General features: G+C 50.9%; 24 protein-coding genes. 9 read left to right on the top strand and 15 right to left on the bottom strand.

Features of this window, described 5'->3' with window-relative positions:
* Positions 1–161: 161 nt before the first annotated feature.
* The 5 genes from P4D80_RS05610 to P4D80_RS05590 form a co-directional block, all read right to left on the bottom strand.
* On the bottom strand, positions 162–2,063 hold the full coding sequence (locus P4D80_RS05610) for a hypothetical protein (protein WP_421657950.1): 1,902 nt from the start codon (positions 2,061–2,063) through the stop codon (positions 162–164).
* Positions 2,064–2,075: 12 nt separating this feature from the next.
* Positions 2,076–2,591 carry a hypothetical protein gene (locus tag P4D80_RS05605; RefSeq protein ID WP_421657949.1) on the bottom strand — a complete coding sequence of 172 codons (516 nt, stop codon included), beginning with the start codon at positions 2,589–2,591 and terminating at the stop codon, positions 2,076–2,078.
* Entirely contained in the window at positions 2,536–3,156 is a 621-nt protein-coding gene (locus tag P4D80_RS05600) for a hypothetical protein (RefSeq protein ID WP_421657948.1), read from the bottom strand. The genes P4D80_RS05605 and P4D80_RS05600 overlap by 56 nt, the downstream gene beginning before the upstream one ends.
* A 105-nt stretch (positions 3,157–3,261) precedes the next feature.
* The gene (locus P4D80_RS05595) at positions 3,262–3,648 is read right to left on the bottom strand and encodes an NB-ARC domain-containing protein (protein ID WP_421657947.1); all 387 of its coding nucleotides are present in this window, start codon (positions 3,646–3,648) and stop codon (positions 3,262–3,264) included.
* A 506-nt stretch (positions 3,649–4,154) separates the two neighbouring features.
* Positions 4,155–5,039 (bottom strand): class I SAM-dependent methyltransferase, encoded by an 885-nt coding sequence (locus P4D80_RS05590; RefSeq protein WP_421657946.1) that lies wholly within the window; start codon positions 5,037–5,039, stop codon positions 4,155–4,157.
* A gap of 162 nt (positions 5,040–5,201) precedes the next feature.
* Between P4D80_RS05590 and P4D80_RS05585 the strand changes: the two genes are divergently transcribed.
* The 5 genes from P4D80_RS05585 (at position 5,202) to moeB (ending at position 9,474) form a co-directional block, all read left to right on the top strand.
* A complete protein-coding gene (locus P4D80_RS05585) occupies positions 5,202–5,480 on the top strand; it encodes a hypothetical protein (protein ID WP_421657945.1) in 279 nt (92 codons plus the stop codon).
* A 57-nt stretch (positions 5,481–5,537) separates the two neighbouring features.
* A complete protein-coding gene (locus P4D80_RS05580; protein WP_421657944.1) occupies positions 5,538–6,437 on the top strand; it encodes a hypothetical protein in 900 nt (299 codons plus the stop codon).
* A gap of 181 nt (positions 6,438–6,618) precedes the next feature.
* Positions 6,619–7,350 (top strand): hypothetical protein, encoded by a 732-nt coding sequence (locus P4D80_RS05575; protein ID WP_421657943.1) that lies wholly within the window; start codon positions 6,619–6,621, stop codon positions 7,348–7,350.
* A gap of 379 nt (positions 7,351–7,729) precedes the next feature.
* Positions 7,730–8,227, top strand: coding sequence for a Mov34/MPN/PAD-1 family protein (locus P4D80_RS05570; RefSeq protein WP_421657941.1), 498 nt, complete (start codon positions 7,730–7,732; stop codon positions 8,225–8,227).
* A 71-nt stretch (positions 8,228–8,298) separates the two neighbouring features.
* On the top strand, positions 8,299–9,474 hold the full coding sequence (gene moeB / locus P4D80_RS05565) for a molybdopterin-synthase adenylyltransferase MoeB (protein ID WP_421657940.1): 1,176 nt from the start codon (positions 8,299–8,301) through the stop codon (positions 9,472–9,474).
* 488 nt (positions 9,475–9,962) lie between these two features.
* On the opposite strand, the gene P4D80_RS05560 is transcribed toward moeB, so the two are convergent.
* Positions 9,963–14,066, bottom strand: coding sequence for an eIF2A-related protein (locus P4D80_RS05560; protein ID WP_421657938.1), 4,104 nt, complete (start codon positions 14,064–14,066; stop codon positions 9,963–9,965).
* A gap of 643 nt (positions 14,067–14,709) precedes the next feature.
* On the opposite strand from P4D80_RS05560, the gene P4D80_RS05555 reads away from it, so the two are divergent.
* From P4D80_RS05555 to P4D80_RS05545, 3 genes are all read left to right on the top strand, one after another.
* Positions 14,710–15,018 (top strand): hypothetical protein, encoded by a 309-nt coding sequence (locus P4D80_RS05555; RefSeq protein WP_421657936.1) that lies wholly within the window; start codon positions 14,710–14,712, stop codon positions 15,016–15,018.
* On the top strand, positions 15,009–15,467 hold the full coding sequence (locus P4D80_RS05550; RefSeq protein WP_421657934.1) for a Uma2 family endonuclease: 459 nt from the start codon (positions 15,009–15,011) through the stop codon (positions 15,465–15,467). The genes P4D80_RS05555 and P4D80_RS05550 overlap by 10 nt, the downstream gene beginning before the upstream one ends.
* A gap of 450 nt (positions 15,468–15,917) precedes the next feature.
* Positions 15,918–19,469, top strand: a complete 3,552-nt coding sequence (locus P4D80_RS05545) for a DNA polymerase III subunit alpha (protein WP_421657933.1) — start codon at positions 15,918–15,920, stop codon at positions 19,467–19,469.
* A gap of 279 nt (positions 19,470–19,748) precedes the next feature.
* On the opposite strand, the gene glsA is transcribed toward P4D80_RS05545, so the two are convergent.
* The 5 genes from glsA to hpxZ all read right to left on the bottom strand — a co-directional run bounded on the left by glsA (position 19,749) and on the right by hpxZ (position 22,371).
* Positions 19,749–20,684, bottom strand: a complete 936-nt coding sequence (glsA, locus tag P4D80_RS05540; RefSeq protein ID WP_421657932.1) for a glutaminase A — start codon at positions 20,682–20,684, stop codon at positions 19,749–19,751.
* Between the two features lie 32 nt (positions 20,685–20,716).
* A complete protein-coding gene (locus tag P4D80_RS05535) occupies positions 20,717–21,061 on the bottom strand; it encodes a carbon dioxide-concentrating mechanism protein CcmK (protein WP_421657931.1) in 345 nt (114 codons plus the stop codon).
* 38 nt (positions 21,062–21,099) lie between these two features.
* Positions 21,100–21,456, bottom strand: a complete 357-nt coding sequence (locus tag P4D80_RS05530) for a carbon dioxide-concentrating mechanism protein CcmK (RefSeq protein ID WP_421657929.1) — start codon at positions 21,454–21,456, stop codon at positions 21,100–21,102.
* 82 nt (positions 21,457–21,538) lie between these two features.
* A complete protein-coding gene (locus P4D80_RS05525) occupies positions 21,539–21,850 on the bottom strand; it encodes a carbon dioxide-concentrating mechanism protein CcmK (RefSeq protein ID WP_421657928.1) in 312 nt (103 codons plus the stop codon).
* A 119-nt stretch (positions 21,851–21,969) separates the two neighbouring features.
* Complete coding sequence (gene hpxZ / locus P4D80_RS05520) at positions 21,970–22,371, bottom strand: oxalurate catabolism protein HpxZ (protein ID WP_421657927.1); 402 nt, start codon at positions 22,369–22,371, stop codon at positions 21,970–21,972.
* Between the two features lie 144 nt (positions 22,372–22,515).
* Between hpxZ and P4D80_RS05515 the strand changes: the two genes are divergently transcribed.
* Entirely contained in the window at positions 22,516–22,983 is a 468-nt protein-coding gene (locus P4D80_RS05515) for a methylmalonic aciduria and homocystinuria type D protein (protein WP_421657926.1), read from the top strand.
* On the opposite strand, the gene P4D80_RS05510 is transcribed toward P4D80_RS05515, so the two are convergent.
* From P4D80_RS05510 to P4D80_RS05495, 4 genes are all read right to left on the bottom strand, one after another.
* Positions 22,943–23,455, bottom strand: a complete 513-nt coding sequence (locus tag P4D80_RS05510; protein ID WP_421657925.1) for a hypothetical protein — start codon at positions 23,453–23,455, stop codon at positions 22,943–22,945. The two genes, P4D80_RS05515 and P4D80_RS05510, sit on opposite strands and share 41 nt — an antisense overlap.
* A complete protein-coding gene (gene argH / locus P4D80_RS05505) occupies positions 23,442–24,854 on the bottom strand; it encodes an argininosuccinate lyase (RefSeq protein ID WP_421657924.1) in 1,413 nt (470 codons plus the stop codon). The genes P4D80_RS05510 and argH overlap by 14 nt, the downstream gene beginning before the upstream one ends.
* A gap of 298 nt (positions 24,855–25,152) precedes the next feature.
* Entirely contained in the window at positions 25,153–25,410 is a 258-nt protein-coding gene (locus P4D80_RS05500; RefSeq protein ID WP_421657923.1) for a hypothetical protein, read from the bottom strand.
* A gap of 84 nt (positions 25,411–25,494) precedes the next feature.
* Positions 25,495–26,403 carry an alpha/beta fold hydrolase gene (locus P4D80_RS05495; protein WP_421657922.1) on the bottom strand — a complete coding sequence of 303 codons (909 nt, stop codon included), beginning with the start codon at positions 26,401–26,403 and terminating at the stop codon, positions 25,495–25,497.
* Positions 26,404–26,435: the final 32 nt, after the last annotated feature.

The following is a 26,435-nucleotide window of genomic DNA, read 5'->3' as shown; positions in this document are numbered from 1 at the left end:
GGTATGACTACCTACTTATAGCGATCCTTATTGAAATTGGAACGGGGTGCAGGGGTTCCAACCCTGCACCCTGTCCTGACCACAATGACGACTGCTATACCTCTGGTTTGAGCAATGGGCGTCCGGGAATATCATTGAGGATTGCAATTTTTACACAGTTCTTAATCATGCTTGATCGCACCCAATATCCTGAGAGACATTTTTTGTGCGTCTGTGAGACCAGTGGTCCCGGTGATATTCATGCCTTCATAGGGGCGATCGACTTTTAGCGTTTGTAAACACTGCCCTGTAGTCACATCCCAGACTCGAATGGTCTCATCCTGACTACTGCTGACGACCCATTTATCTGAGCTGAAGGCAACCGATGTCACGACATTCGTATGTCCGTGCAGAGCTTGGCAACAGTTTCCAGTTTGAGCGTTCCAAAGTCTCACCGTTTGATCGGTACTGGCGCTGGCTAACCACTGCCCATCGGGACTGAAGGCGATCGCCCAGATCCGACTGGAATGACCTGTGAGAGTGCGGTAACAAGCTCCGGTCGTGACATCCCAGAGTTTTATTGTGTGGTCGCCACTGCCAGTGGCAAGCGTTTGACCATCGGGAGTAAATGCCACTGTCCAAACCCAGTTGGTGTGCCCTTCTAATGTCTGCAAACACTCGCCTGTCATACCATCCCACAACTTTACCTGCTGGTCATAACCGCCACTTGCAAGCAACAATCCGGCTCTGGAAGATGGAACGGGACTAAAGGCAACCGCACACACCCAACTCGTATGTCCTTTCAGAGTCTGATAGCAGCGCCGAGTCTCAACCTGCCACACTCTAACCGTCTGGTCATCACTACTGCTGGCAAGCCACGCTCCATCAGGACTGAATGTCACGGCCCAAACTCGACTCGCGTGATCTCGTAGCGTTGCCAAACAGCGTCCCTGTTCATTCCAAAATTTAATCGTGCAATCGGCACTACCACTTGCCAGAAGATGGGTTGTGGGGCTGACCGCGACTGAACAGACAGTATTCCCATGCCCGTGCAGGGTCTGCTCACATTGGGATGTTTTCAGGTTCCAAAGACGAACAGAGTAATCATCGTGAGCACTGACAATCCTACCCGGTGCAGGACGGGGTGAGAGTGGTGCGATCGCCCAAACTCGATTCGTGCAGCCAGTCAAAGTGCGGCAACAACGTCCATTCTCATCCCAAAGTTTGATCCTGTGGTCGCCGCTGCCACTTGCAATTAGTGGCAATGTTGGCTGACAGGCAACTGATCGCACCCAACTGGTATGTCCAGAGAGAATTTGATGACACTTGCCTGTGCGCCAATCCCAAAGACGAATCGTGCGATCTTCACTACTACTGATGATAGTTTCTCCATTGGCACTAAAAGCAAGCGATCGCACCCAACTGCTGTGTCCTTGCAGAATTTGCAAACATTCGCCCGTTCTCACATCCCATAGCCTGATACTCTGATCACTGCTGCCACTAGCAAGGAATTGACCATTGGGACTGAAAGCAATCGCCCAGATGTTACCTTGATGTCCATTGAGAGTTCGGTAACATCGCCCCGTCTGCAAATTCCATAACTTAATAGTTTTATCGTCGCCAGCACTAGCAAGAATTGTAGGTTCATTAGTTAGAGAAGGACTGAAGGCAACCGATCGCACCCAGTTTTGATGTCCCCTTAAAGTCTTTAGACAATGCCCCGTGTAGACATTCCACAGTTTGACCGTCCAATCCTCACTACCGCTTGTCAACCATTGCCTATTTGAGTTGAATGCCACACACCAGATTGGGCTAGAGTGCTCTTCTAGCGTGCGGGAGCAAGAGCCAGCTTCTAGATCCCACAGTTTTACAGTGCGGTCTTCACTGCCACTCGCCAACCATTTGCCGTCGGAACTGAAGGCGATCGACCAAACCCAACCCTCATGCCCTTTACCAATCCACACATTTTCGCCATCCTCAACGCGCCAGAGCCGTACTTCACTGTTTAGATCGCCACTTGCGAGATGATCCCCTGTAGAACTAAAGGCAAGCGACAATGGCATTGCCAATGTTTCAGTGAACATGGACTCAGAGAATTAAGCATTAGTAAAATTAGTTTGATGCAGCTCTGCATGTTGCAGACAGGCTTGCCGGATTGGGAGATGGGAAAAATCATACCCCTTCAAACTCACACCCAATTGATGTAACAGATTGATGAGATTGCCAGCCGCATAACCAATCGCGAGAGATTGCTGGCGCAGCTTCGACAGCACTCGTTGCAAATGCTGTTCCAAATTCTGAGGTGAGAGAAAATGATGTTTGAGTCGAGTTGTCAGCGGTGCAAGCAAGACTCGAATCTGGCTCTCCCGTAAATAGTCCTCAGTTTGAGCTTGAATGAGTGCATGAGTGGAGAAAAGTGGGTGATTCGATTGACCAGAATAGCCATTCTCTCGTTCTAAGTGCCAATTTTTGATTTCAGTGAAGACGCGATCAAGGAATTGTTCGGTGACATATTCCATCACGACAGGTTGCAGGGTAAAACGCCCAGCATGTTGTTCAATCAGCGATCGCTGCCAAAGGGAAAGTAGAGCTTCTAACAGTGTGCTCTGCAAGGGAAATGGGACTAGAGCGGCGCGTAATTGACTTAACGATACCCACTCTCGGCTGATGGCAAGCCAGTATGAGGATGTGTTGTTCGAGTATTGACAGACGCTGAAAATGCTCATCCAGAAGTAGGCGGATATCGCCAAACGAGATTGCACCCTGTTGCAAGAAGTGAGTTAACTTCCCATCGAATAAATTTCGCACGACAGTAGAAATAATTTTAATTGCCAGAGGATTACCAGAATACTGCCTTGTTAACGTCTGCCATTCTTGCTCCGTCTCTGCAACACAACCACTCGTTTGGCCAATCACTTGAATGTCGATTACCTCCAGTCCAGCCAGACGTAAGCTCCGAATGGGTAGAGCCTCACCCTCTAATGTTGCCAGTGATTTGGGATGTTCTCGACTGGTGATAAGCAGATGGCTAGAGTGTTGCTCAACTCCAATGCGACGTAATAACTCTCCGTATGCCTCATACCCTTCTCGATAATACCCAGTCTGATTGCTTAAAATAGTGTCAAGATTATCTAGAATGAGCAGGCAACGGTGCGATCGTAACCCTGCCATAACCATATCTATTTGAGTCTTGATCGCAGTTGAGATCGTAGAGGAGCCTAGTAATAGTTGAATCCATTGAGATAGGATATTTTCAAGAGCAGGTGCATTCCGGAGTGACTGCTAGATAAGAATATCGAATTGATGTTGCAATATGTGCGCCAGTCGAGTCACTAATGTTGTTTTGCCCATGCCGCCCATGCCTAACACAGTGACTATGCGGCACCTATCCTGCAAGATCCATTGCTCTAGCAACGACAATTCTGTGGTGCGACCATAAAACACTGAAACATCTATCGCTTCTTCCCAATACTGCCGACCTTCCACTGAAGGCGATCGCCATGCTTCTTGTGGTGTGGCCTGCCTGGGTAGATCAACCTGGATTAAAGTGCTGGATTCACAACCATCCAGGTTTTGCTGCAACTGGCGACGTAGCACCGTTTGCAAATTTTTCTTAGTAACTTGTTCTCCAACGGCTTGACTAATTTGCTGCCAGAGCTTTGATCCCACATCGCGTGTATGCCCCGTGTCGTAACCAATCTGTTCAGCAATTTCTGGATATGTCCATCCACTTCAGGAGTAACGAAAAACCTGCTCCTGAATATCTTTGAGCTTCTGCCCTTGAAGTAGTACATCCACCAGTATCAGAGCGCGATCAACATCCATGAAGAAGCCTCTTACGAGAGATTAGCATTATTCGCTGATTACATCGTTAAGAAACACGATTCCATCGATTTTGAAGACCGTTCTGATTTTAATGAGATTTGAAGAATAAAACTGCCCCTGATCGGGTGAGGGAAGTATAGCTCTACGCAGGTGCGTTAGGACATTGGAATTAGAGAGGGAGTGGGGGCTTCGCCCCCAGCCAGGGGTTCCACCCCTGCACCCCGTCCTAACCATAAATGACTACCGCTATGATATTTACTTTTAAGGAATTAAAAAATTTTTAGGTTAAGTCCGGGAATGGGGGATGTTAATTATTCAGATATGATGGTTAATTCTGGAAATCTGGGGTGTTATCCGTCATTTTTGCTCGATAACGGCTGAGATCGGCAGTGGCAGCCCTCAGCTGAAGATAGTGGGAGCGATCGGTGTAGAAGCGCTACCTGGATTTTGAAAGGAGACAGTCTGCGGGCAAGTTTGCCAAAAAACACTTCTCGCTTGAGGCGATGGGCTTCGTGCCAGAGCGATCGCGCCGCTTTTACCTGCCAGCCATAGTGTTCAAAAAACTGGTTGATATTGTTTGGCGCAAACTGGAGCTGAACATCGGCGGCGATGGCTTCCCGGCTCATGCGTAACTGCGCAATTTTCACTGATAGGGGGGAGACAAAATCGCTCAACCATGCGGTAACGGTTGGTTGGGAGGCCAGGTCTCCTGCAAGCAATGACACCTGAGCGGGTGGCAGATAAACCAGGAAGCCTTCTGTAATGACCAGTACCCTTTTGGCAGCCGCATTCACCTGGGAAAGGAGATTGTAGCGCTGTTGCCGATTCGTCAGATCAATTGAAACTCGCTCTAACTGGCAAACAGATTGGGCATCCAATAATTTTTCTTGTTTATAGGCAAAGATGGGTGGCAAATCCACCTCAATCCATTGCAAATCGCTGGGTAGTGCCATGCGGTAAGGGCGTGTGTCAAGACCCGCTGCCAGATTGAGGATGGTATCAACGCCGTTTTGCTGAACTTCTTGCCGGATCAACTCATCCAGTACAACAGTGCGTGCAGAAATGAACCAGCCAATCGAGCGATCGCCCTGGATTTGCTGATAAATCGCTTTTCCCCGCTCCCCTGCCAGCACCCGCGCAAAAGGATCGTTGAACAGTGCATCGGGGCGATCACTTTCCAGGGCACGAGCGTAGGCGACGGCAAGGGCCGTGTCTGAGAGTGACTGAATTAACACTGGCAATGCAGAGTGAACAGTTCGAGCATAATAGCCTTACTTTATGAACCTAACAAGGTAATGGTGAGCAGCACTAGCGCCATCATTAACCACTTAAAAAGCATTACGATTTGGGCACTACAACCTTACTTTTACAATAGGTGTCAGGGGTCATGGTGCGGGATGTTACAACGTTCTTCAATTCGGACTCTGGTGGTCATTTGGCTGGCCTGGGTTCTGATTCTATTGGGCTATCAGGCCGCGATCTCAGCCCGGTTGTCAATCCAGAAACCAGATACCGTACTGCCCTGGACTGCAAGGGATACCAGCGGCTATTGGGGAGATCGCCCCTATCTGCAAGATCCCTTCCTCAATTCCCACGTTGCCTGGGATTCTGAGTTTTATCTGTCGATTGCGCTGCGCGGCTATGATGACCCAACGATGCGGACAGTCTCTCCCTAGGTCGATGCGTCACGGCCTTTCAATCGCCCGTTATCGCTGAACTATGCCTTTTTTCCGGTGTATCCGGCGTTGATTCGGCTGCTGTCTTTTCCTTTAAGCGGATTGGGGTTGGGAGCGATCGCCACGGCCACTCTAGCAGGTGTGATCATCTCCATCACGGGTACTCTGGGTGCCATGCTGGCTCTGCATAACCTGGCACAACAGGAGCTTTCAAAAGTGGGGGGCATTCGCGCCGCTTTTTATCTGATTGCATTTCCGACAGGCTTTGTGCTGGCCCAAGTCTATACAGAAGGACTCTTTGTTGGGCTTTCCTGGGGTTGCCTGGCATTTCTGAATCGAAAACGCTGGTTAGTGGCAGCTTTACTGGCGGCGATCGCAACCCTGACCCGGTCTGTTGGCGTTGCGCTCGTCATTCCCCTGGCGCTGGCCTGGGTTCAAGAAATGATGGAGGATTCCGTTCGGTTTCACTGGAAACGAGTTCGTCAGGGCTTACTGGTCACAGCTCCATTGCTGACCTACCTGGTCTGGAAGCAGTCCTTTTGGGGAGGGGCCTTTGATATTGTCGAAAGGCAGTATTTCAAGTGTGAACCTTTTGCCTTAAGTCGAGCCTGGGTTGCCTGGCGAGATGGGTTTCTGGCTCTGTTTGGTAGCAATTCACAAACGATGGTGTATTTCATGATTGAGTTTGGGGCGATCGCACTCGGACTCATCGCCTGTGTCTTTACCCTGCGCCGCTATCCTGGCATTGCTACCTATGGTCTGGTGGTCATCGCCATTTCCATGACCTGTGGCGTGGCTCAGGGGATGCACCGTTATGTCCTGGTCGTTCCATCGGTCTTTCTTCTGTTGGGCCAATGGGGAGAAAACCCTGCCTTTGACCGGGCCTGGACACTTGGCAGCATTGTATTGATGGGAATGCTAGCTACGCTCTTTACCTTTGATCTGTGGGTTGGATGATGGGTGTTTCGGAGGATCAGGTTTCATTGGTTCTGCTGTTTTCATTCCCATTCCCCACTCAGAATGGATAGCCTTTCTATGGAGATGGACGGTTTCTACTACCAGTTGGTAGAAGTGATTGGGTGCTCATTTTCTTACAGTAGAGGTAGTCCACTTCCACTCAAAGACGAGTTCCATCAACATGGCTAGTTATAACGGAGACGACTGGTTGAATTCAATTAATGGGGCGATCGCTGACACCATCAAAGCTTCCCAAGAAATTGCAGACAGGGTCAGGAATACAGCCGATGCTGCGGGAAAGGTGATTGGCGCAAACCTTTACGAGTTTGTTGAGCAGGGCACCGAAACCATTGGCAAGGTCGTCTCTCCTATTGCCGAAAATCCGCTTGTTCAGTTTGCTACGAAGGTGCCGGTAATTAACTGGCTGGCGGCGGCACTGGGTCAGGTAGATGTGGCAGCCGTTGAGCGGGATGTAAACGAGTTGCGGCTGAAGTATCCCCTCGACACTGATGAACAATTGGCTCAGCGAGTCATGGTAAACACAGCCTGGAAAGCAGCCGGAGTCGGGCTGGTGACGAATGTGGTTCCTCCACTAGCAGTGACACTGTTTGCGATCGATCTGGGTGCGATCGCCGCCCTGCAAGCGGAAATGCTCTACCGCATTGCGACCATCTACCGCTTTTCACCTACGGACCCCACTCGTCGGGGTGAAGTGCTGGCTCTTTGGGGCTTATCAACCGGAAGCTCAGGCTTACTCAAAACAGGGCTCAGCTTTGTAGAATTTATTCCGGCTCTTGGAGCGCTGGTAGGCGTCAGTGGAGATGCGGGCCTAATCTACAGCATGGGCTACCTTGCCTGTCGCTTCTATGAAGCAAAGCGGAAATCCGGGGGAGATACTAACGAGTTGAGTTAATCGCGATCGCCATCCATCTCAGCTGAACTGGTCCAATCCAGGCTGACGTAATCGCAATTTGATTGTTAAATGCGACAGGTCTAAGGATTTGAGAAGCCAGGAGTCAGAATAAATCTGGCTCCTACTTCTGGCTTCTTCCATTCAGGCATCTGCCGCCAAAATTGTTTAAACCGATATAAATTCTGGTATTGGCTGTTTTGGCCAGTTCGCTTAAAGTTTCCAGCTCCTGCAATCGCAGCAAGGCAGGAAATTAAGTATAAACCTGGCTGCCTGTTCCCGTTCTTTCACATGACTTTACTGTCATTTACCCTTACGATAGGCATCCTGTTCTAAACTGTTCTAAAATAAAAGACTTGACCAGACATTCCATTACTTGCCTGTGTCTTTGACTCTTAACCGCAAGCACTTAGATGCCATCAACCACCATGCTGAGCGTACTTACCCTGATGAGTGCTGTGGTTTGCTAATTGGCAGACTAACGGAAACAGGAAGGGTCGTATCAGAGATTTGGACGACTGAAAATACCTGGACGCAGGAGGTGGCTGACGAAATGGGCGATGGGCTCCTAGCCAGTAAAACGCGCCGCTACTGGATTGCTCCCCAGGAGATGTTGGCAGTGATGAAAGCGGCTCGACAACAAGGTTTAGAAATTGTTGGAATCTACCATTCCCACCCTGATCATTGGGCGATCCCGTCGGAGTGCGATCGCCGCCTGGCCTGGCCTCAGTATTCCTATCTGATTGTCTCGGTGGTGCAGGGGAAGGTGATCAATGCTCAAAGCTGGGCACTGGATGACCATCATCAATTTCAATCTGAAACCCTTCACGCTCTCGAATGCCCCCGAATGCGACGCGAGTCGCTAATACCTAATGCTTGAAATTGATTTTTAATCGGCTTCCCAGCTCAGGAAAAGCTCCTTTGCACCGTCATTCTCACTCTTCATTTCTTATGCTAAATCCAAATCTTGACGAAATTCAGCTCACGAAAGATGACTATGAACGATACTCGCGTCACCTGATCCTGCCTGAAGTGGGAGTGGATGGGCAGAAGCGACTCAAAGCAGCCAGTGTGCTCTGTGTCGGTACAGGAGGGCTCGGCTCTCCCCTGTTGCTGTATCTGGCAGCGGCAGGGATCGGACGCATCGGCATTGTAGATTTTGATGTGGTGGATAGCTCCAACCTGCAACGGCAGGTCATCCACGGTACCTCCTGGGTCGGTAAACCCAAAATTCAGTCTGCCAAAGACCGGATTCTGGAGATCAACCCCTACTGTCAGGTCGATCTGTATGAAACCCGCCTCAGTTCAGAAAATGCTCTGGACATTTTCAAAGACTATGACGTAATTGTGGATGGCACTGACAACTTCCCTACCCGTTACCTGGTCAACGATGCCTGTGTCATGCTAGGAAAGCCCAATGTCTACGGCTCCATCTTTCGGTTTGAGGGGCAGGCAACCGTCTTCAACTACCAGGATGGTCCCAACTATCGTGACCTCTACCCCGAACCCCCACCACCCGGACTGGTACCTTCCTGTGCCGAAGGCGGAGTTTTGGGGATTCTTCCCGGCGTGATTGGCGTAATTCAGGCAACGGAGACGGTCAAGATTATCCTGGGTGTGGGCAAAACCTTGAGTGGACGTTTGCTACTTTATAACTCTTTGGATATGACGTTCCGGGAACTGAAGTTGCGCCCAAATCCAGTACGCCCAGTAATCGATAAGTTGATTGACTACGAGGAGTTTTGTGGCATTCCTCAAGCCAAAGCAGCGGAGGAGAAGGAGAAGGCCAGTATGCAAGAAATCACTGTACAGGAACTCAAGCAGTTGTTAGACAGTGGTGCGGATGACTACGTTTTAATTGATGTCCGCAACCCCAATGAATGGGAGATCGCCAGGATTCCAGGAGCCGTGCTGGTGCCCCTACCTGACATTGAAAATGGCGCTGGAGTTGAGAAAGTGAAGGAGTTGCTGAATGGGCACAAGCTGATTGCCCACTGCAAGATGGGCGGGCGATCGGCAAAGGCACTCGGCATCTTGAAGGAGAAAGCCGGAATCGAAGGCATCAATGTCAAAGGTGGTATCGCTGCATGGAGTCAGGAAGTTGATTCTTCCGTACCTCAGTATTAACGGTGGACCCAATAAGTTAAGGATGAGCGGCGCTAGCCGCCATCCTTAACTAATCAAAAATCATTATGATTCAGGCATTATCCTAAATGTCTATTTGGGTAGACCTCAAGAGGTAAGGATAGCCAGTGCTTCATGGCAGCAGTTTTCCACCAGTTGTTTGGATGAGCATCTGTTGTTTGGATGAGCATCTATAGCTGTCGCCAGGTTGCTTAGGACATTGGGTTTAAGGGGGGGACAAAGTTTGGTGGCTATAGCTATACAACGGCAATACCTTGAAGATTTATCAACTCCAAGCAGCTCAATACCAGGAAGTGGAAGTTAGCCCAACTTTTCCTGCGATCCCCAAGGATAAGCTTTATGAGTTTCTGAGGAACTGCACCCAGCACAGCAAAACTCAGGCAAAGCGAGATTTAAGGGTGTGGATCCGCAGTTATTTTCTGCAGAGTGTTATTTCTGTAGAGTGTTAAGAGTGTTATTTCTGTAGGGTGTTATGTATCATCACGCCCTTCACAAATGTGTTTGTCACTCTCTTTCACTTCTGGACTATTGGTGAGAAAGTTGTGGATCCAGTTGCAGCCTCTCGTTACCAGAGTGTCAAAGTTCAGGGTTTCGGCATTCCAGAGCTTGACGGTTTTATCCTCGCTGGAGGAGGCAATATTTTTTCCATCGGGGCTGAAGCTAACACTTTGGACAGAACCTCGATGACCCAGAAGAGTTTTGAGTTCCTGTCCATCAACTGACCAAATTTTGACTGTATTATCGGCACTGGCAGTAGCAACTCGCTGGCTGTCTGGGCTGAAGCCAACGCCATTGACATAGCTAGCATGTCCGTTGAGAACGGCGACTTCCTGCCCCTCAACCGACCATAGGCGGGCAGTGCCATCTGCGCTGCCTGAAGCAATCAACTTTCCATCAGGGCTGAACCGGACGCTGTTAATGGCTCCCGCATGCCCATTGAATGTTTTCAACTCCTGCCCTTCAACAGACCAGAGTTTAATGGTATTGTCTGCCCCACCGGAGATGATTTGGTTGCCATTGGGGCTAAAGCTGACGCTGTTGACATAGCTGGTGTGTCCTTTCAGGGTTTTCAATTCTGACCCCTCCATCGACCACAGTTTGATTGTTTTGTCTGCACCGGCAGAGACAAGCAACCTGCTGTCTGGACTGAAGCTAACGCTGTTGACGTAGCTGGTATGTCCCCGCAGAGTTTTTAGCTCGCGGCCATCCATCGACCAGAGCTTGATGGTATTGTCGGCACTGGCGGAGGCGATCAATTTGTTATCTGGACTGAAGCTGACACTGTTGACCAGGCTGGTATGCCCTTTGAGGATTTTGAGCTGACGCCCCTCAATCGACCAGATACGAACGGTGTTATCCGCACTGGCGGAGGCAATCAGCTTGCCATCGGCACTGAAGCTGACCCGGTTGATGTCGTCGCTGTGTCCTTTAAGAGTGGCGAGTTCCGGGTCATCATTGACGGACCAGAGGCGTATGGTGGTGTCGCCACTGGCAGAAGCCAGGGTTTTGCCATCGGGGCTATAGCTGATTCCCCAAACGTAGCCTCGATGTCCTTTGAGGGTGGTGAGTTCTTGTCCGTCCAGCGACCACAGTTTGATTGTGTTATCCCAACCGGCGGAGGCTAGTTGTTTACCATTGGGACTAAAGCGAACATCATTGACAAAATCGACGTGGCCTTTGAGGGATCGGACGAGTTGACCGTTGAGATTCCACAATCGGATGGTGCGATCGCTGCTGGCAGAGGCAAGCAGTTTACCATCGGGACTAAAGCTAACGCTGTTGGCATCGCTGGTATGACCCTTGAGGACTTTTAACTGCCGACCATTGATTGCCCACAAACGCACAGTCTTATCATCACTGGCGGAAGCGAGCATCTGACCGTTGGGACTGAAGCTCACGCCCCAAACATCATCGGTATGTCCTTTGAGGATCTTCAGTGGGCGTCCATTGATCGCCCAAACCCTGATTGTGCGATCGCCACTGGCAGAAGCGAGCAGTTTACCATTAGGACTAAAGCTGACCCGGTAAACTGGAGCGGCGTGCCCTTTAAAGGTTTTGTAGAGTTGAAATTCACCATTGCCATCCCGCTTCCAGAGTTGAATGGTTTTGTCTGCGCCGGCAGTGGCAAGGAAGGTAACATCGGGGCTGAAGGCGGTGCTATAGATGCGATCGCGATGCCCCCCTAGAGTTTTGAGCGATCGCCCGTCAGCACTCCACAATCGGACGGTGCCATCATCACTGGCAGAGGCCAGAAGTTTTCCATCCGGGCTAAAACTAACGCTGTTAATGGGTTTGAGGTGCCCCGTCAGTTGATTTTGCTCCCTCACTCCATAGACAGCCTGTTGCAATGCCATTCTAACCTGGTTTTGAGTGTCACTGTCGGCCCAGGGGGCTGCCTTCAGTTCCCGTACAGCTCTCAGGGCTTCCAGGAGTGCATTCAGTTCCTGGTCGGAGGATAGCAACACTGAGGAGGAAAGGCTGAGGGTGTTGATCTGTCCGTCTAGAGCTTGTCGGCGCTGGTTTTCTGCCCGATAGGATTGCCATAAGGCGAGAACTGCGAGGGAAAGGGCGATCGCAGAAAAGCCCACCAGCCCAGTGATGGTTCGGCGTCGCTGGCGATCGCGGCGTCGCATACTGGCATCGATAAAACGATTTTCATCCGGGTTTAAACCACCCAGCATCAGGTCAAATGCCTTCTCTTTACGCAGTTCCAACACCGCTTCTAGCTTGGAACCGCTCCAGAGTTCTTCGTCGGCTTTGGCGGTATCGGTTCGCTGGAGGGTTTGCCAGCGGGTTACATCCTCCGCCAGCCGATGTTTGATCGCAATTACCTGGTGGGCATCAGCAATCCAATCTTTCAATGCCTGCCAGGAGTCAAGCAGAGCTTCGTGGGCGATTTCCACTGTGGGTTGGAGGCGATCGCTATCATTACTGACCAGCAGGTTTTGATCGATCAACTCGTCCAGCGTGCTGTTCACCAGATCACCTGTGAATTCAGAGCGGTAGGCTCGACGGCTAACCGCCTTTCCACCCCCTGCTTCCTCAGAGCTATTGATCGTCACTAAGCGCAGAAAAATTTGTTTGATGGCTGCTTGTTTCGCCTCCGGCATTTCTTCATAAAGCTGATCAACCCGCTTTTGCAAAGCACCCCGCACCCCACCCAACTCCCGGTAGGTTCTCGCGTGCAGGGTATGATCTTGCAAATTCCCGTTGCGGCGTTCGCTTTCCCATAGCAAATCGAGGGTGTATTGTAACAGGGGTAAGTAGCCCGCCTGTCCCTGCACATCCCGCAAAATCTCCTCAATCAAACCGCTTTCAAACATCACCCCCAACCGGGCAGCGGGTTGTTTAATGGCCAGCCACAGTTCATCCCGCTGCATATCGGTCATGAGGCGGATTTGTCGTTGGGTTAGTTTGCCCAAAGCCGGGTAGGCGCTGAACTTATCGAGAAAATCTGCCCGCATCGTCAGGACGAGTTTGACCGTGTTATCGTGCAGTTTGACCAGTTGGGTCAGGCTTTCAATAAAGCGGTAACGGGTTTCAACTGGCGTAATGGTAAACAATTCCTCAAACTGGTCAATGAAGATGAGCCAGTATTCCCCTGGCTGCTTCAGCACCTTCATAGCCTGCATTAAACTATCGGGTTTGCCCTGCCGCACAAGCTTGGCATCGGATTGTTTGTAACGGCTGAGCAGACTGGCGTAGAGAGATTCAAACGGGTTCTCATCGGGGGTAAATACCAGATTAACCAGCCGATTCCCCCACTTCTCCAGCAGTCGGGGAATGACTCCCGCCCGCACAACGGATGACTTGCCGCTACCAGACGCTCCCAATAGCAGGATGAGGGAATTTTGTTCCAGTTCATTCACCAGGCTGGCAACAAACTGATCGCGCCCAAAAAACCGGTCTTTGTCTTCGATTTCAAATTTCTTCAGTCCTTTGTAGGGCGAGGGTAGCTCTGAAGTAACAGCAGCCCTGGAGGGTTTTGCCGGAAGCAGGCCAGAGGATTGAATTGGAGTACCTTCCAGGATTTGGTAAACCGGAACGGGATCGCGAATGTTTTTGAGTTCCTGGGGTCCCAGGTAAGTGGCCTTCAGGTCTAGCTGATTTTTGACGACATCATAGACAGTTTGGGAAATGCAGATACCACCGGGGTCAGCTTTCGTTTGTAGACGGGCAGCAATATTAACCCCACTGCCCATCACGTCTGTCTCACTGAAGAAAACATCCCCCAGGTGGATGCCAAGACGATAGGCCATCACCTCCTGAGGCGGAAGGTTGGCAGCAGCCTGGGCGATCGCCCGCTGAATTTCTACCGCACACTCAACGGCCTGCACCGCGCTGGTGAAGTACATCATCAGGCCATCGCCCGTGGTTTTGAGGACCTGCCCCTCAAACTCCTCGCAGAGACGCGCCATCAACTCCAGATCGCGTTGCAGGATTCGCAGCGTATTTTCCTCGTCCACGGCCATCCGGGCGCTAAAGCTGACCCCATCGGTGAAGACGATCGCCGCCAGGACCCGCTGTCCTTTCAGGCTTTGAGGCAGGGATCCATTCCCTAAAGGTGTTGTCATAGAAACTCCCGGTCAAAGAGGGGTTTGCCGGAAGCATCCGAATTCCTTACTGGGGGGGCTTTCAAACAGTTTGGGAGCACACACTGGTAAAAACTGCCCCACCCAATCATGTTTTGGCAAATTCAGGATGCACTCTGTCTCAGGTAAGTATATCGGTTTTTCCATCTGACACCCCACTGGGTAAACCCTCGAAATTTTTGGGGTATCTCCCCCCTATATTGCCCACGACTTCACTCATTTCTCACGCGGGCAGGTGGCAGATATCCTACTGTGTATACATCAGTGATTTGTTTCCGCTGGAAGCCTCTCAGACCTGACCCCCAGCCCCTTCCCTTGAAGGGAAGAGGAGCTCTGATTCAAATCCCTCTCCGTGTCGGAGAAGGGTTTGGGGAGAGGTGAAGTGATTTGTGTATACATGGTAGCCCCCCCATCTCCCTTATCACTCCATCACCTCCTCACTCCTCACCCCCCATCAACTAATAATTCACTCAACTAACTAATTAAGTAGGTAGTCATCCTTAATTGGTAAGAGGGGGAGTGGGGGCTGCGCTCCCAGGTAGGGGGTTTCACCCCTCCACCCCCGAAATTATCCTTAATTTAATTGCGCCTGGCTACTTAACAACTAACGGCTAGCAACTAACCTATGTTTCCGGCAAAATATCCTGTCGAACAGTCCGATCCGCCCTATCCTCCAAGGGAAACGCTGCCAACGATGTATGATCTGCCCAGCGAAGACCCGGAGGAATCCGGCTTGCCTGATGAATTTCATGACCTGCAACCTCAACTGCTGAGCGCAACATTTCGCTTGCAGGATTATGTTTCAGACCAGATCTTTACGGGTACGGATCTCAATCTCTACTACGATGTGCGCCACCCACTCTGGCATAAGCGGCCAGACTGGTTTGCAGTGATTGGTGTCCCCCGCTCTATGAGCAACGGGATATGCGCCTGAACTACGTTGTCTGGCAGGAGGGTGTTAATCCCTTTGTGGTGGTGGAGTTGCTGTCGCCTGGAACGGAGGATGAAGATCTGGGAAGAACGACAAGAGACTCCAACAGCCCTCCAACCAAGTGGGAGGTCTATGAGCAAATTCTGCGGGTTCCCTACTATGTTCTATTTGACCGGTATACAGATCAATTGCGGGCATTTGGTTTAGTGAATGCCCGCTATCAGGAACTGGATACTTCTAAGCAGCGAGTCTGGATGGAGGAAGTGAAACTGGGTTTGGGACTCTGGTACGGCACATTTCAGGGAATTGAACGTCTGTGGCTGCGCTGGTATGACGCTGAAGGAAATTGGATTTTGACAGATACGGAACAATTGGCACAAGTAGAGGCGCGGGCAGAAAAACTGGCGCAAAAGCTGAAGGAGTTGAGGATTGATCCGGATCAGGTGGGATGAGGCGATCGCCCCTAAGCCACAGCCTTTCTATCCGTTCGTCGGGCGCAAAAATGCCCGCCTTCCGCCATCTTGTGATATTCCTGCACCGTGATTAGTCGGATTTCTGCAAGCATTCTGGATCTCCTGTTTGTCCGCGATCGCCCACCCCATTCTATTCCTCTGATTTCAGTTTATCGCCTGCCTGAGAGCCGATAGAATAGGGCGAAGATGCAACAGGGGACAGAGGACAGGGGACCAGTAGTGATGAATTGAGTTACTGTCTGTGAACTGTTACCACTTTCCTGGCCAGGTAGCAACAGCACGGGGCAAAGTATTGATACATTTATACTATACACTCCGGATGGTAGCCATTTGGGCAATCACTTCTTTCCACATTTAGGGAAAACTTTCTGCTTCAAACGCTAGATATAGTGATACCCTGAACTCGTCTTTGAGTGGGTGTGAGTCCCTATGTCCTTCGTTGGTCTGCATATTCATAGTGATTACAGTTTGCTGGATGGTGCCAGTCAAATCCCAGAATTGATTGACCGCGCCATTGAGTTGGGTATGCCTGCGATCGCTTTAACGGATCACGGGGTGATGTATGGGGCGATCGAGTTGCTCAAGGTGTGTAAAAACAAGGGGGACGCAATCAGACCCATCATTGGCAATGAGATGTACCTGATCAACGGGGACATTGAAAAACAGGAACGCCGCCCCCGCTATCACCAGGTTGTTCTGGCAAAAAATACTCTCGGCTATAAAAACTTAGTCAAACTCACCACCATTTCTAACCTGAAGGGGGTTCAGGGCAAAGGAATTTTTGCCCGCCCCTGTATCAACAAGGAACTTCTGGCCCAGTATCACGAGGGGTTGATTGTAACCTCAGCCTGCCTGGGCGGAGAGGTGCCCCAGGCGATCTTGCAGGGACGGCCTGAAGTAGCCCGTCGGGTTGCCCAGTGGTACAAGGATTTGTTTGGGGATGACTATTATCTGGAAATTCAAGATCATGGATTGCAGGAGGAGCGAGTTGTTAACCCCGAAATTGTCAAAATTGCGCGAGAACTGAATATCAAAATTATCTGTACCAACGACTCTCACTACATTTCCTGCTATGACGTAGAAGCCCACGATGCGCTGCTGTGTATTCAAACCGGCAAGTTGATTACGGAAGATAAACGACTGCGATACACCGGGACGGAGTATCTCAAATCGGCTGAGGAGATGCGGCGTCTGTTTCGGGACCACCTGACCGAGAATGTGGTTGAGGAGGCAATCGCTAACACTCTGGAAGTTGCCGCCAAAATTGAAGATTACGACATTCTGGGAGAACCTCGAATTCCCGATTATCCCGTCCCCGATGGCTATACGGCTGCCACCTATATGCAAGAAATTGCCCAGGCAGGGTTGGTGAAGCGGCGGGGGTACCAGTCTCTGGACGAAGTTGAACCAGAGTATCGAGAACGACTGGAATACGAACTCCAGATGATCCAGCAGATGGGATTTGCCACTTACTTTCTAGTGGTATGGGATTACATCAAGTTTGCTCGCGATCGCGGTATCCCCGTGGGTCCTGGACGTGGCTCCGCCGCTGGTTCCCTGGTTGCCTATGCCATGGGCATCACCAATATCGACCCGGTTCATCATGGGCTCCTGTTTGAACGCTTTCTCAATCCCGAACGCAAGTCCATGCCTGATATTGACACCGATTTCTGCATTGATCGCCGGGATGAAGTAATCCAGTATGTGACTGAGAAATACGGAACAGAGCGAGTTGCCCAGATCATCACCTACAACCGTATGACTTCCAGAGCGGTGCTGAAGGATGTGGCACGGGTATTGAACATCCCTTACGGGGAGTCCGACCGAATGACCAAAATGATTCCGGTTGTGCGGGGCAAACCCACCAAACTCAAGGTGATGGTTTCCGATGAGACGCCCGAACCCGAATTTAAGAAGCGATATGACGAAGATCTACCCGTACCCGGCACCGATCCACCCATCACCTACCGTCGCTGGATCGACATGGCCATCCGAATTGAAGGGACAAACAAGAGTGTGGGTATTCATGCTGCTGGAGTTGTCATCTCAGCCCAACCCCTGGATGAAATTGTGCCACTTCAGCGTAACGACGATGGCAACGTCTTTACCCAGTACTACATGGAAGACATTGAGGCTTTGGGGCTGCTCAAGATGGACTTTCTAGGGCTCAAAAACCTGACCATGATTCAGAAGACAGTTGAACTGATCGAGCAGACCCGTGGCGTTCAGATTGATCTCGATCGCCTCCCCCTGGATAACCCAGAAACTTACCAGCTCCTGGCACGGGGCGAGCTAGAAGGTGTGTTCCAGCTTGAATCGTCTGGCATGCGGCAGATTGTGCGAGACCTAAAACCCTCTGGTCTAGAAGACATTTCCTCGGTGCTGGCGCTTTACCGTCCTGGTCCCCTTGATGCCGGGCTGATTCCCAAGTTCATCAACCGCAAGCATGGGCGCGAAAAGATTGACTACGAACACGAAATTTTGAAGCCCATCCTGGGTGAAACCTACGGAATCATGGTCTATCAAGAACAGATCATGAAAATTGCTCAAGACATGGCAGGTTACTCTCTGGGTCAGGCAGACCTGTTGCGGCGGGCGATGGGGAAGAAGAAGAAATCTGAGATGGAGAAGCACCAGGAAATTTTTGTCAAAGGCGCAAAGGAGCGAGGAGTCAAAGAAAAGACTGCAGTCGATCTGTTTGAGCAGATGATTAAGTTTGCGGAGTACTGCTTCAATAAGTCGCACTCCTGCGCTTACGGTTATGTCACTTACCAGACTGCCTATTTGAAGGCAAACTATCCGGTGGAATACATGGCGGCTCTGTTGACTGCCAATAGTGGCGACCAGGACAAGGTACAGAAATATATTGCCACCTGTCTGGCGATGGGAATCACGGTGGAACCGCCGGATGTCAACCGCTCTGGAGTTGACTTTACCCCCAGTGGGGACAGTATTCTGTTTGGCCTTTCGGCGGTGCGGAATGTGGGGATGGGGGCGATCGAGGCCATCCTGATTGTACGGGAGGCGGAGGGAGCCTTTAAATCTCTGGCTGATTTGTGTGTTCGCGTAGCCTGTGCCGAGGATCGGCGGGTTGATTCGCGGGCTTTGAACCGGCGAGCCCTGGAAGCATTGATTCACTGCGGTGCCTTTGACAATCTGGAACCGAATCGTAACCAGTTGCTGCATGACCTGGACTTGGTGCTGGATTGGGCCCAATCACGGGCTAAAGAGAAGGCCAGTGGTCAGGGCAACTTGTTCGATTTGTTGGGTGGAGGAACTGCTCAGGAGTCTGCTATCAGTTTTGATACAGCCCCTAAAGCCCCTCCTGTGCCTGACTTGCCTCCACAGGAAAAGCTAAGGCTAGAAAAAGACATTCTGGGTTTCTATATCTCAGACCATCCCCTAAAGATGGTGCGGGAATCCGCAAAGATTCTGGCTCCCATTAATCTCAGTGATTTAGCAGACTACAGCGAAGGGGCATCGGTGAGTGCAGTAGTGATGATCACAACAATGAAGCCAGTGACAACCAAGAAGGGCGATCGCATGGCCATCATCCAGATCGAAGACCTGACCGGACAAACCGAAGCTGTTGTTTTTCCCAAATCCTACGAACGAATTGGGCAGCACATTCAACCTGACGCCCGCCTGATGCTGTGGGGAAAGGTCGATCGCCGCGACGACCAAGTACAGTTCATCGTTGAAGATGCCGAACCGATCGAAGCCGTCCGCATGGTAATGGTAGAACTCAGTCCCGAACTCGCCAGTGACATTGCCGAACGGCAACGGTTAAAAGAAATCATCCTGGAAAACCAGGGCGAAAAGGATAAAGCCAAGATTCCAGTAGTTGCCATCATCAGCAGTTACGATCGCCGCCACTTCGTTCGCTTTGGCTCCCAGTTTCGCATACAGAGCCACGAAGCTGTTGTCAATGCACTCATTCGGGCCGGATTTCAAGCAAGGACCTCTTCCCTGGTGAGTTAGTGAGGGGAAAGGGGAGGGAAGGGGAAAGGGATTAGATGGATGAAGGAGTGATGGAGTAGCTGAGCATCCACCCTCCTTAGCGGTAGTCATTATGGATAGTTGGGACGGGGTGCAGGGGTGGAACCCCTGGCTGGGGGCGAAGCCCCAAGTCCCTCTCTAATTCCAATGTCCTAGACGCACCTGCGTAGAGCTATAACAGTCAACATCAAAAGGGCTAAATCCAAGTTTCGTTGAGTCGCCATACCAGAAATCCGAGTTCTTGGAATTCTGTACGATGCCCTAACCAAAAATGCTTAAGTTCAGGGTTTGGGCCAGTTGCTCCAGTAAATATAACCCTGCAACCGAGTTTCCAGCCGCATCGATCGCCGGACTGTAACAGGCGATCGCGCCCTGCCCCGGCACCACCGACAACATGGCTCCACTCACCCCCGACTTGGTCGGTAGCCCAACCCGCACCGCAAACCGTCCAGAAAATTCGTACAACCCACAGGTGAGCATGAGGGCGTTGACAATACGAAGGTTTTGAGGGGTAAGGGGAGAGTTTTGAGGTTTGAATTTCCCGACTCCCCCCGCTAACACAACCCCTAACTTTGCCAGATCTTCCACGGTTCCTGACAGGCAACAAATCTGGTTATAGGTATCCAGTGCCGCTTCTACAGAACGTAAGTGCCCTGATTCTGCCAGGAGGTGGGCGATCGCCCGGTTCGCTTCATTGGGTAGCGATCGCACCGATGCCAGGACGGGCTCGTTCAGAACCAGTTGGCTGCCAGAAATTTGATTGAGCCATTGACGAAATGTCTCACAGCGGGAGGTTCCATCCCTGCCTGGTAGAAGATCGGCAAGGGCGATCGCCCCACTGTTGATCATCGGGTTGCGTGGAAATCCCTGATCTGCTCGCAACTGGCTCAGGGAATGAAACGACTGATCGGATGGGTCCATCCCCACGTGGGCGAAAACGGCTCTCTGACCAAGCTGCTCCAGCAAAAACACCAGCAATAATGGCTTCACCACGCTCATCAACACAAAGGGTTGGTGAACATCTCCAGCCGCACAGGTTGGTCCATGCAATGGTTGAACCCAGACTGCGATCCAGTCAGGATTTGCCTTCGCCAGCAGAGGAACGTAGTCTGGCAGTCGCCCCATCCGCGTCCTGGCTCTGGCGTGCATTACCTCAGTATTTAACTGATCCTGGGTCAGTGCGGCCAGCCTGGTCAAAGTTGCCCCCTATGACTTCCTGAAAAAAAGATTTAGACAGACAGGGGGGGAGGAAACCGGATATCCTGCTGGAACTGAGCCACCTGGCTAGAGAAATAAATGGGTAAAACAAATTCTAGATTTTCGTGGGGGCGGGGAATGATGTGGTGGGAAAGGAGCAGCTTTTCCTGGCTGTTCACACGCTGCAAAGAAGCAATTCCGGCTACGATCGCCCGTTGCACCTCCGCCACATTTCCCCGAATTAATACGGTAATTCTTCCCAGGTCTGTGTTTTCGTAGCCAACCAGCGTCACATGGGCAGCCTTTGCCATGGCATCTCCCGCTTCCAAAGCAGCTGGGACACCCAGCGTTTCCAGCATCCCTAAGGCGATCGTCACAGTTCCGATCTCTTGTGAATCATCACAGGATAATCACTTTAACTTGAACCATTGGGTAACTGCCCGAGTGCTGGTTGCCCCTCCACAGCCAGTCGGAACCGTTCAACCTGCTCGGTATACCCAATCGGTAACACTGTTTCCACATTCTCATGGGGGTTTGGAATAATGACCCATGTCTCTACCGTGCCACCATAAGTTCTTTCTGCGGCTTCTACTCCCGCTTCCACTGCCCGCTTCACCTCAGAAACGTCTCCTCGAATGTTGACTGTAAATCGTGCACTACCTGCTCGGATGTAGCCAACCAGCGTAATCCGACCCGCTTTTACCATTGCATCCGCCGCTGCCATCATTGCAGGGAACCCTTTTGTCTCAATTGACCCGACTGCTTTCGGCATTGTGAATCTCCTAAATTAAGCAAAAAAATAAAGCCCCATTATTCCTTAATCTCGCTCTCTGGTGCAACCTAAAGCCTCTTGATTACACTCGAAAACGCTCTACCAGTGGAGTAAACTCCAGGGGCAGAACCGATTCCACATTTTCTGGCGGGTTGGGAATGATGTACCAGGAAACCAGCTTTTCACCGGGAGGAGCGGTATTTGCTGCATCAATGCCCGCTTTAACCGCTCGGTTGACCTCCGCTGTTGGTCCCCGAACCGCAACCAAAAACTCGGCTCTTTCAGCTAAGCCAAAGTAGACAAGGGTTACCCGCCCCGATTTCACCATTGCATCAGCCGCTGCCAAAACAGGCGGGAAGCCATCCGTTTGAATCACCCCAACCGCAAGCGGCATGATGTTCTCCTGCAATCAATTAACGCTATCGAATTCATTCTATGCCCCTTCTTCAACAGATGGGCTGAAATCACAACTCATTTCATATGAGGAAATTTTCTTAAAAAGATTTGACTTTCTTAACGATGGGGCTTTCCCGATTCGGGCAACAGCGAAACATGAGCTGAAACAATCCTCCATCCTTCTGGGAGTTTTTGCCACATCTGGCTCTGTCTGCCCGAACGGAAAATTCCATTAATAGTGCGGCAAAATTCCAGAGTGATAGAGGCTGTGTCTACTCCAAACGTGACTACTTTCAGGTTAGAAATTTCCCGTGCCAGATCCTGGGTTGGGCGGTTTTGACAAAAGGTGCGAATTTCATCGCCGTAAAGGTTTTCGGTGGCACCAAATCTCAAGATATGGGGTGAATCCCAAAACAAATCGTCAAGTACGCCAATGTCATTTTCGCAGAGCGCTTTTTCGTATTTGAAATAGAGGGTAGTCAGTTCATCCACAAGGGCGGGATCATTGATTGGAGTCATGGATTTGAGTCCTTTATGATGAATGAGTGCCTCTAGCAATCTTGATTTGAAAATAGAAGTCAGGAGTTGGAATTCGGGAGTCAAAAGGCGAAGGGCAAGGGAAAAGGGAAAGGGTGGACGAAGGGAAAGGTGAAGATTTTACCCATGCAGTGCTCTGTTCATACGCCCAGCCAATTTATTTGCACACATCTAACTAAGCTACTACCAGCCTGGTCGCTGCCAGTTTCTTCTGTACTGGTTGTGCTTCAACCCTCCAGTTGCAACCTTTCAGAAAAGTCGCCTGCGGCAGAAGCCCAAAAGCAATTTTTACGCCAGCAATTTCTCCAGTTTGGCCGTCAGGTTGCTGTCAGGCTTCAGCAAATGGGGCATCTGGCAGAGGTGTTTGACCCCCGTACAGGTTCTCCGTTGTTTTCTCAACCGGGTTCATTGAGGTTAGATGATGTAGCGGTGGTGCGGTCATGTCTGGGTTATGCTACTTGCGATCGCTACGGTTGTTCGGTAATTCTGCATCCCGTCTGGGGCAGTGCGGTCTATCCATCAACGCTGCTGTCTTCAGCAGAACCTCATTTGGTTAGGGGAGTTCTCCAAACGAGGGAGTTAGTAATGGAGTAGGAGAGCAAGAGGGCGGAGGGAGATCGGGAAAATGCCTGAGTCTGTCTGAATGCCACCAGTCTCGGAGAGGTGGGGGTAAGGTGACTGAGTACAGCGTGATGACTATCGACTCTAGCGACCCCTGCCCCAAAATTTCAACACTGTAGGAAGGATGGGTTCTGGTTGCCAGATCAACCACAAAACGTTTACCAATCCGGCGCCAACTGGGTTCCTTCCCGCGCCACTGAATGCGACAGCAGGGGTAGGGGAGTTGTTCGCGATCAAACAATCGGCAACAGGGACCAATCACCCGGTAGCTGAAGTGGCAGCCGGGGCTAAAGAAAATTTGCCCATACTGGAGCGGATGGGACAGGGGTGTGATTTTCTCAGAGTAGGTCATTGGACTCGTCTGAAAATCGGGAGGGGAGGGGGCAGAAGCGGTAGGGAATGGAAGGATGGGGGCATCGAGCCCGTGTCCATTAATCGTCAGCATTCTTATGAGAAATTCGATTTTTTGCAGTTTGCAAGGCCCGTCTGACCTGTTCAAATCCAGTTCCCCCGTAACTGTTGCGAGCAGCAACCACCCGTGCGGGGGCGATCGCGTCATAAATATCAGCCTCAAACGCCGGATGCAACCCCTTCCATTCGTCTAATGTCAGGTCTTTCAGCAACTTGCCCTGGGCCAGGGACGTTTTGACAACCTTGCCAACCAGATTATAGGCTTCCCGGAAGGGTACCCCTTTCGCAGCCAGGTAATCGGCCACATCGGTGGCATTGGAGAAATCTTCGTTGACGGCTGCTTGCAGGCGAGTAATGTGAAATTCCATCCCTTCTCGCAGCAAAATGGTCATGGCTTCCAGACAGGCTTGCACCGTAATCACGGCATCAAAGAGGGCTTCCTTATCTTCCTGCAAGTCTTTGTTGTAAGCGAGAGGCAGCCCTTTCATTAGAACTAACAGACCCTGGAGGTGTCCAAACACGCGTCCGGTTTTACCCCGCACCAGTTCGGGTACGTCTGGGTTTTTTTTCTGCGGCATGATGCTGGAACCCGTGGAGCAGCTGTCTTTTAGCGTGATGAAGCCAAACTCTTCCGATGCCCACAGAATCATTTCTTCTGATAAACGGCTGAGATGAACCATGATCAGGCTGGCCGCGCACAGAAATTCGATCGCAAAATCGCGATCGCTCACCCCATCCAGACTGTTGGCATACACCCCACTGAAATTCAGTAACTGGGCCGTGTAGTGGCGGTCAATCGGAAACGTAGTGCCTGCCAATGCCCCCGAACCCAGGGGCGAAATATTCACCCGCTGGTAAATTTCGCCCAGCCGCTCCCAATCCCGCTGGCCCATCTCAAAGTAAGCCAGCAGATGATGGGCCAGGCTCAGGGGTTGCGCCCGCTGCAAATGGGTATAGCCAGGAATCAACGTTTCCACGTGCTGTTCTGCCAGGTTCAGCAAAACAGACTGAAACTCACGCAGCTGAACTCGAATTTGCTGAATCTGATCTCGCAAGTAGAGACGTGTGTCAGTACTGACCTGGTCATTGCGCGATCGCGCCGTATGCAACTTTTTGCCCACCTCTCCCACCAGTTCCGTCAACCGTCGCTCCACAGCAAGATGGACATCCTCCGCATCAATGCCGGGATTAAAAAAGCCCTGACGGTATTCCTGCCGGATCTGCTCCAACCCCCGCACTAGCTTTTCACCCTCTTCCGCCGAGATGATGCCAGTGTGAGCCAGCATCCGGGCATGGGCCTGAGAGCCAGTAATGTCATATTCAATCAGACGAATATCAAAGCCAATGCTGGCATTAAAGCGGGCGATCGCCGGATGCAACGCCGACTCAAATCGCTGGCTCCAGGTAGAGGGCTGCGAAGAAGTTTGGTTCAAGGAACTATCCATAGTGATTTCGGATGCTGGACTTCAGATGGTGATCGGGTACTTCAACTCTAGAAAAGTTTCAAATTGCAGCCCATCGCACTCAGATTCAGTCGTCAATATCGCAAATTTGAAACCCTCGATTGGTATCGGCAGAACCAATCTATCAATCGCCAATCCAACATCAAAAGCGATTTCTCTAAAAGAAACTACCAACTTTGAATAGCTTAAACCTAGATAGGATGGACATTGCCACCGCAGATAAGGGGTTCTCGGACAGACACTTACCCGAAAATCTCCTTAAACCACTTCAACCGTAGCTGGTAAAGGTTCTAAACAAATATCCCAGAATAATCCCAATCAAAAATGCCCAGATTTGCCCTGTCTTGACAAAGTTATTGAAAGCCCGTTGCACATCCCCAGCCAGATCCACTTGAAGGGGTTTATCCAGTACTGCCAGATCCAGCGGCAGGTGCCAGTGAATCACCTGTAAAGCATCTGTCCAATGATCCATTCCCACCATCCAGGTGGTCATCTCCTGCATCACATTAATTATCATCGCCGCCATCTCCCATTGTTTGTGGATGCTGTGCTAAAACGTCAGGCTTCAGAACTGACAGGATACCAGAAAACTATCCGGATATAGCAGTCCTCAATCATTTGTGAGAGAGCTAGTACACTTCAACACCCAGAAACGAATTAAATCATTTACCTGGTCAGGAATTTCGTCATGGGGGCAATGCCCAGCGCGCAAATAGTGCTCTGTTAACTGAGGGTGGTAGCGACGAAACCTAGCTCCCCGCTCTCTGGCATTGATCCAGGGATCGGCCTCACCCCAGAGCATCAGCAATGGACAAGTTAGCTGTTTTAGCAGAACATCCACCTTCTCACCCTGGGGAGTGCGAAATACCGAAGCAAACACTCTGACTGCACCTGGATCGCAGGAAGGGCGATAAATATCTTCAATCAGTTGGTCAGTTACAGCGCTTTGATCTAAGTAGACCTGTTCCAGGGTTCTACGGATGATTGACTTTTGCCGGATGTACTGAAACAGTAAAAAACTTGCCCAATCCTGACGAAAGAGAGTTTGCACAAACTTGCCCATCACCTCGCGCATTGGATCAGGTTTGGTGGTGCCCTGGATATCGGTAAAAGGTCCTGCGCTATTGATTAGCACTAACCCTGCCGCTGACTGGGGGCATTGAGCGGCTACACACAGAGCCGCATAGCCGCCCAAAGAATTTCCCACCAGCACCACAGGCTGACCAATCACCTGATTGATAAAGTCATGCAACTGATCTCGCCAGAGGTTGCCACTGTATTGCCAGTCTGGTTTTGCCGATCGCCCAAACCCCAGCAAATCGACCGCCCATACTTCAAACGTTTCACTCAGTCCAGCGATATTCTTACGCCAGTGATCGGTCGATGCTCCAAACCCATGAATCAGAAGTAATGGGGGACACTGAGGATGCCTGGTTCCTGCTTTGACGTAATAAATGGGTTGTTGTCGCCACTGCCAATACTGACCCGGAACAGAGGCAACGGTCGAAGCTACCTGCATAGTTTCAGAAACAAAGTCAAACCACCTCTGCC

Origin of the sequence: Leptothermofonsia sp. ETS-13 (assembly GCF_049200465.1) — a bacterium.
Classification (GTDB): domain Bacteria; phylum Cyanobacteriota; class Cyanobacteriia; order Leptolyngbyales; family Leptolyngbyaceae; genus Leptothermofonsia.
Note: the sequence above shows the minus strand (reverse complement) of the source record. Positions and strands in the feature narration are given on the sequence as shown.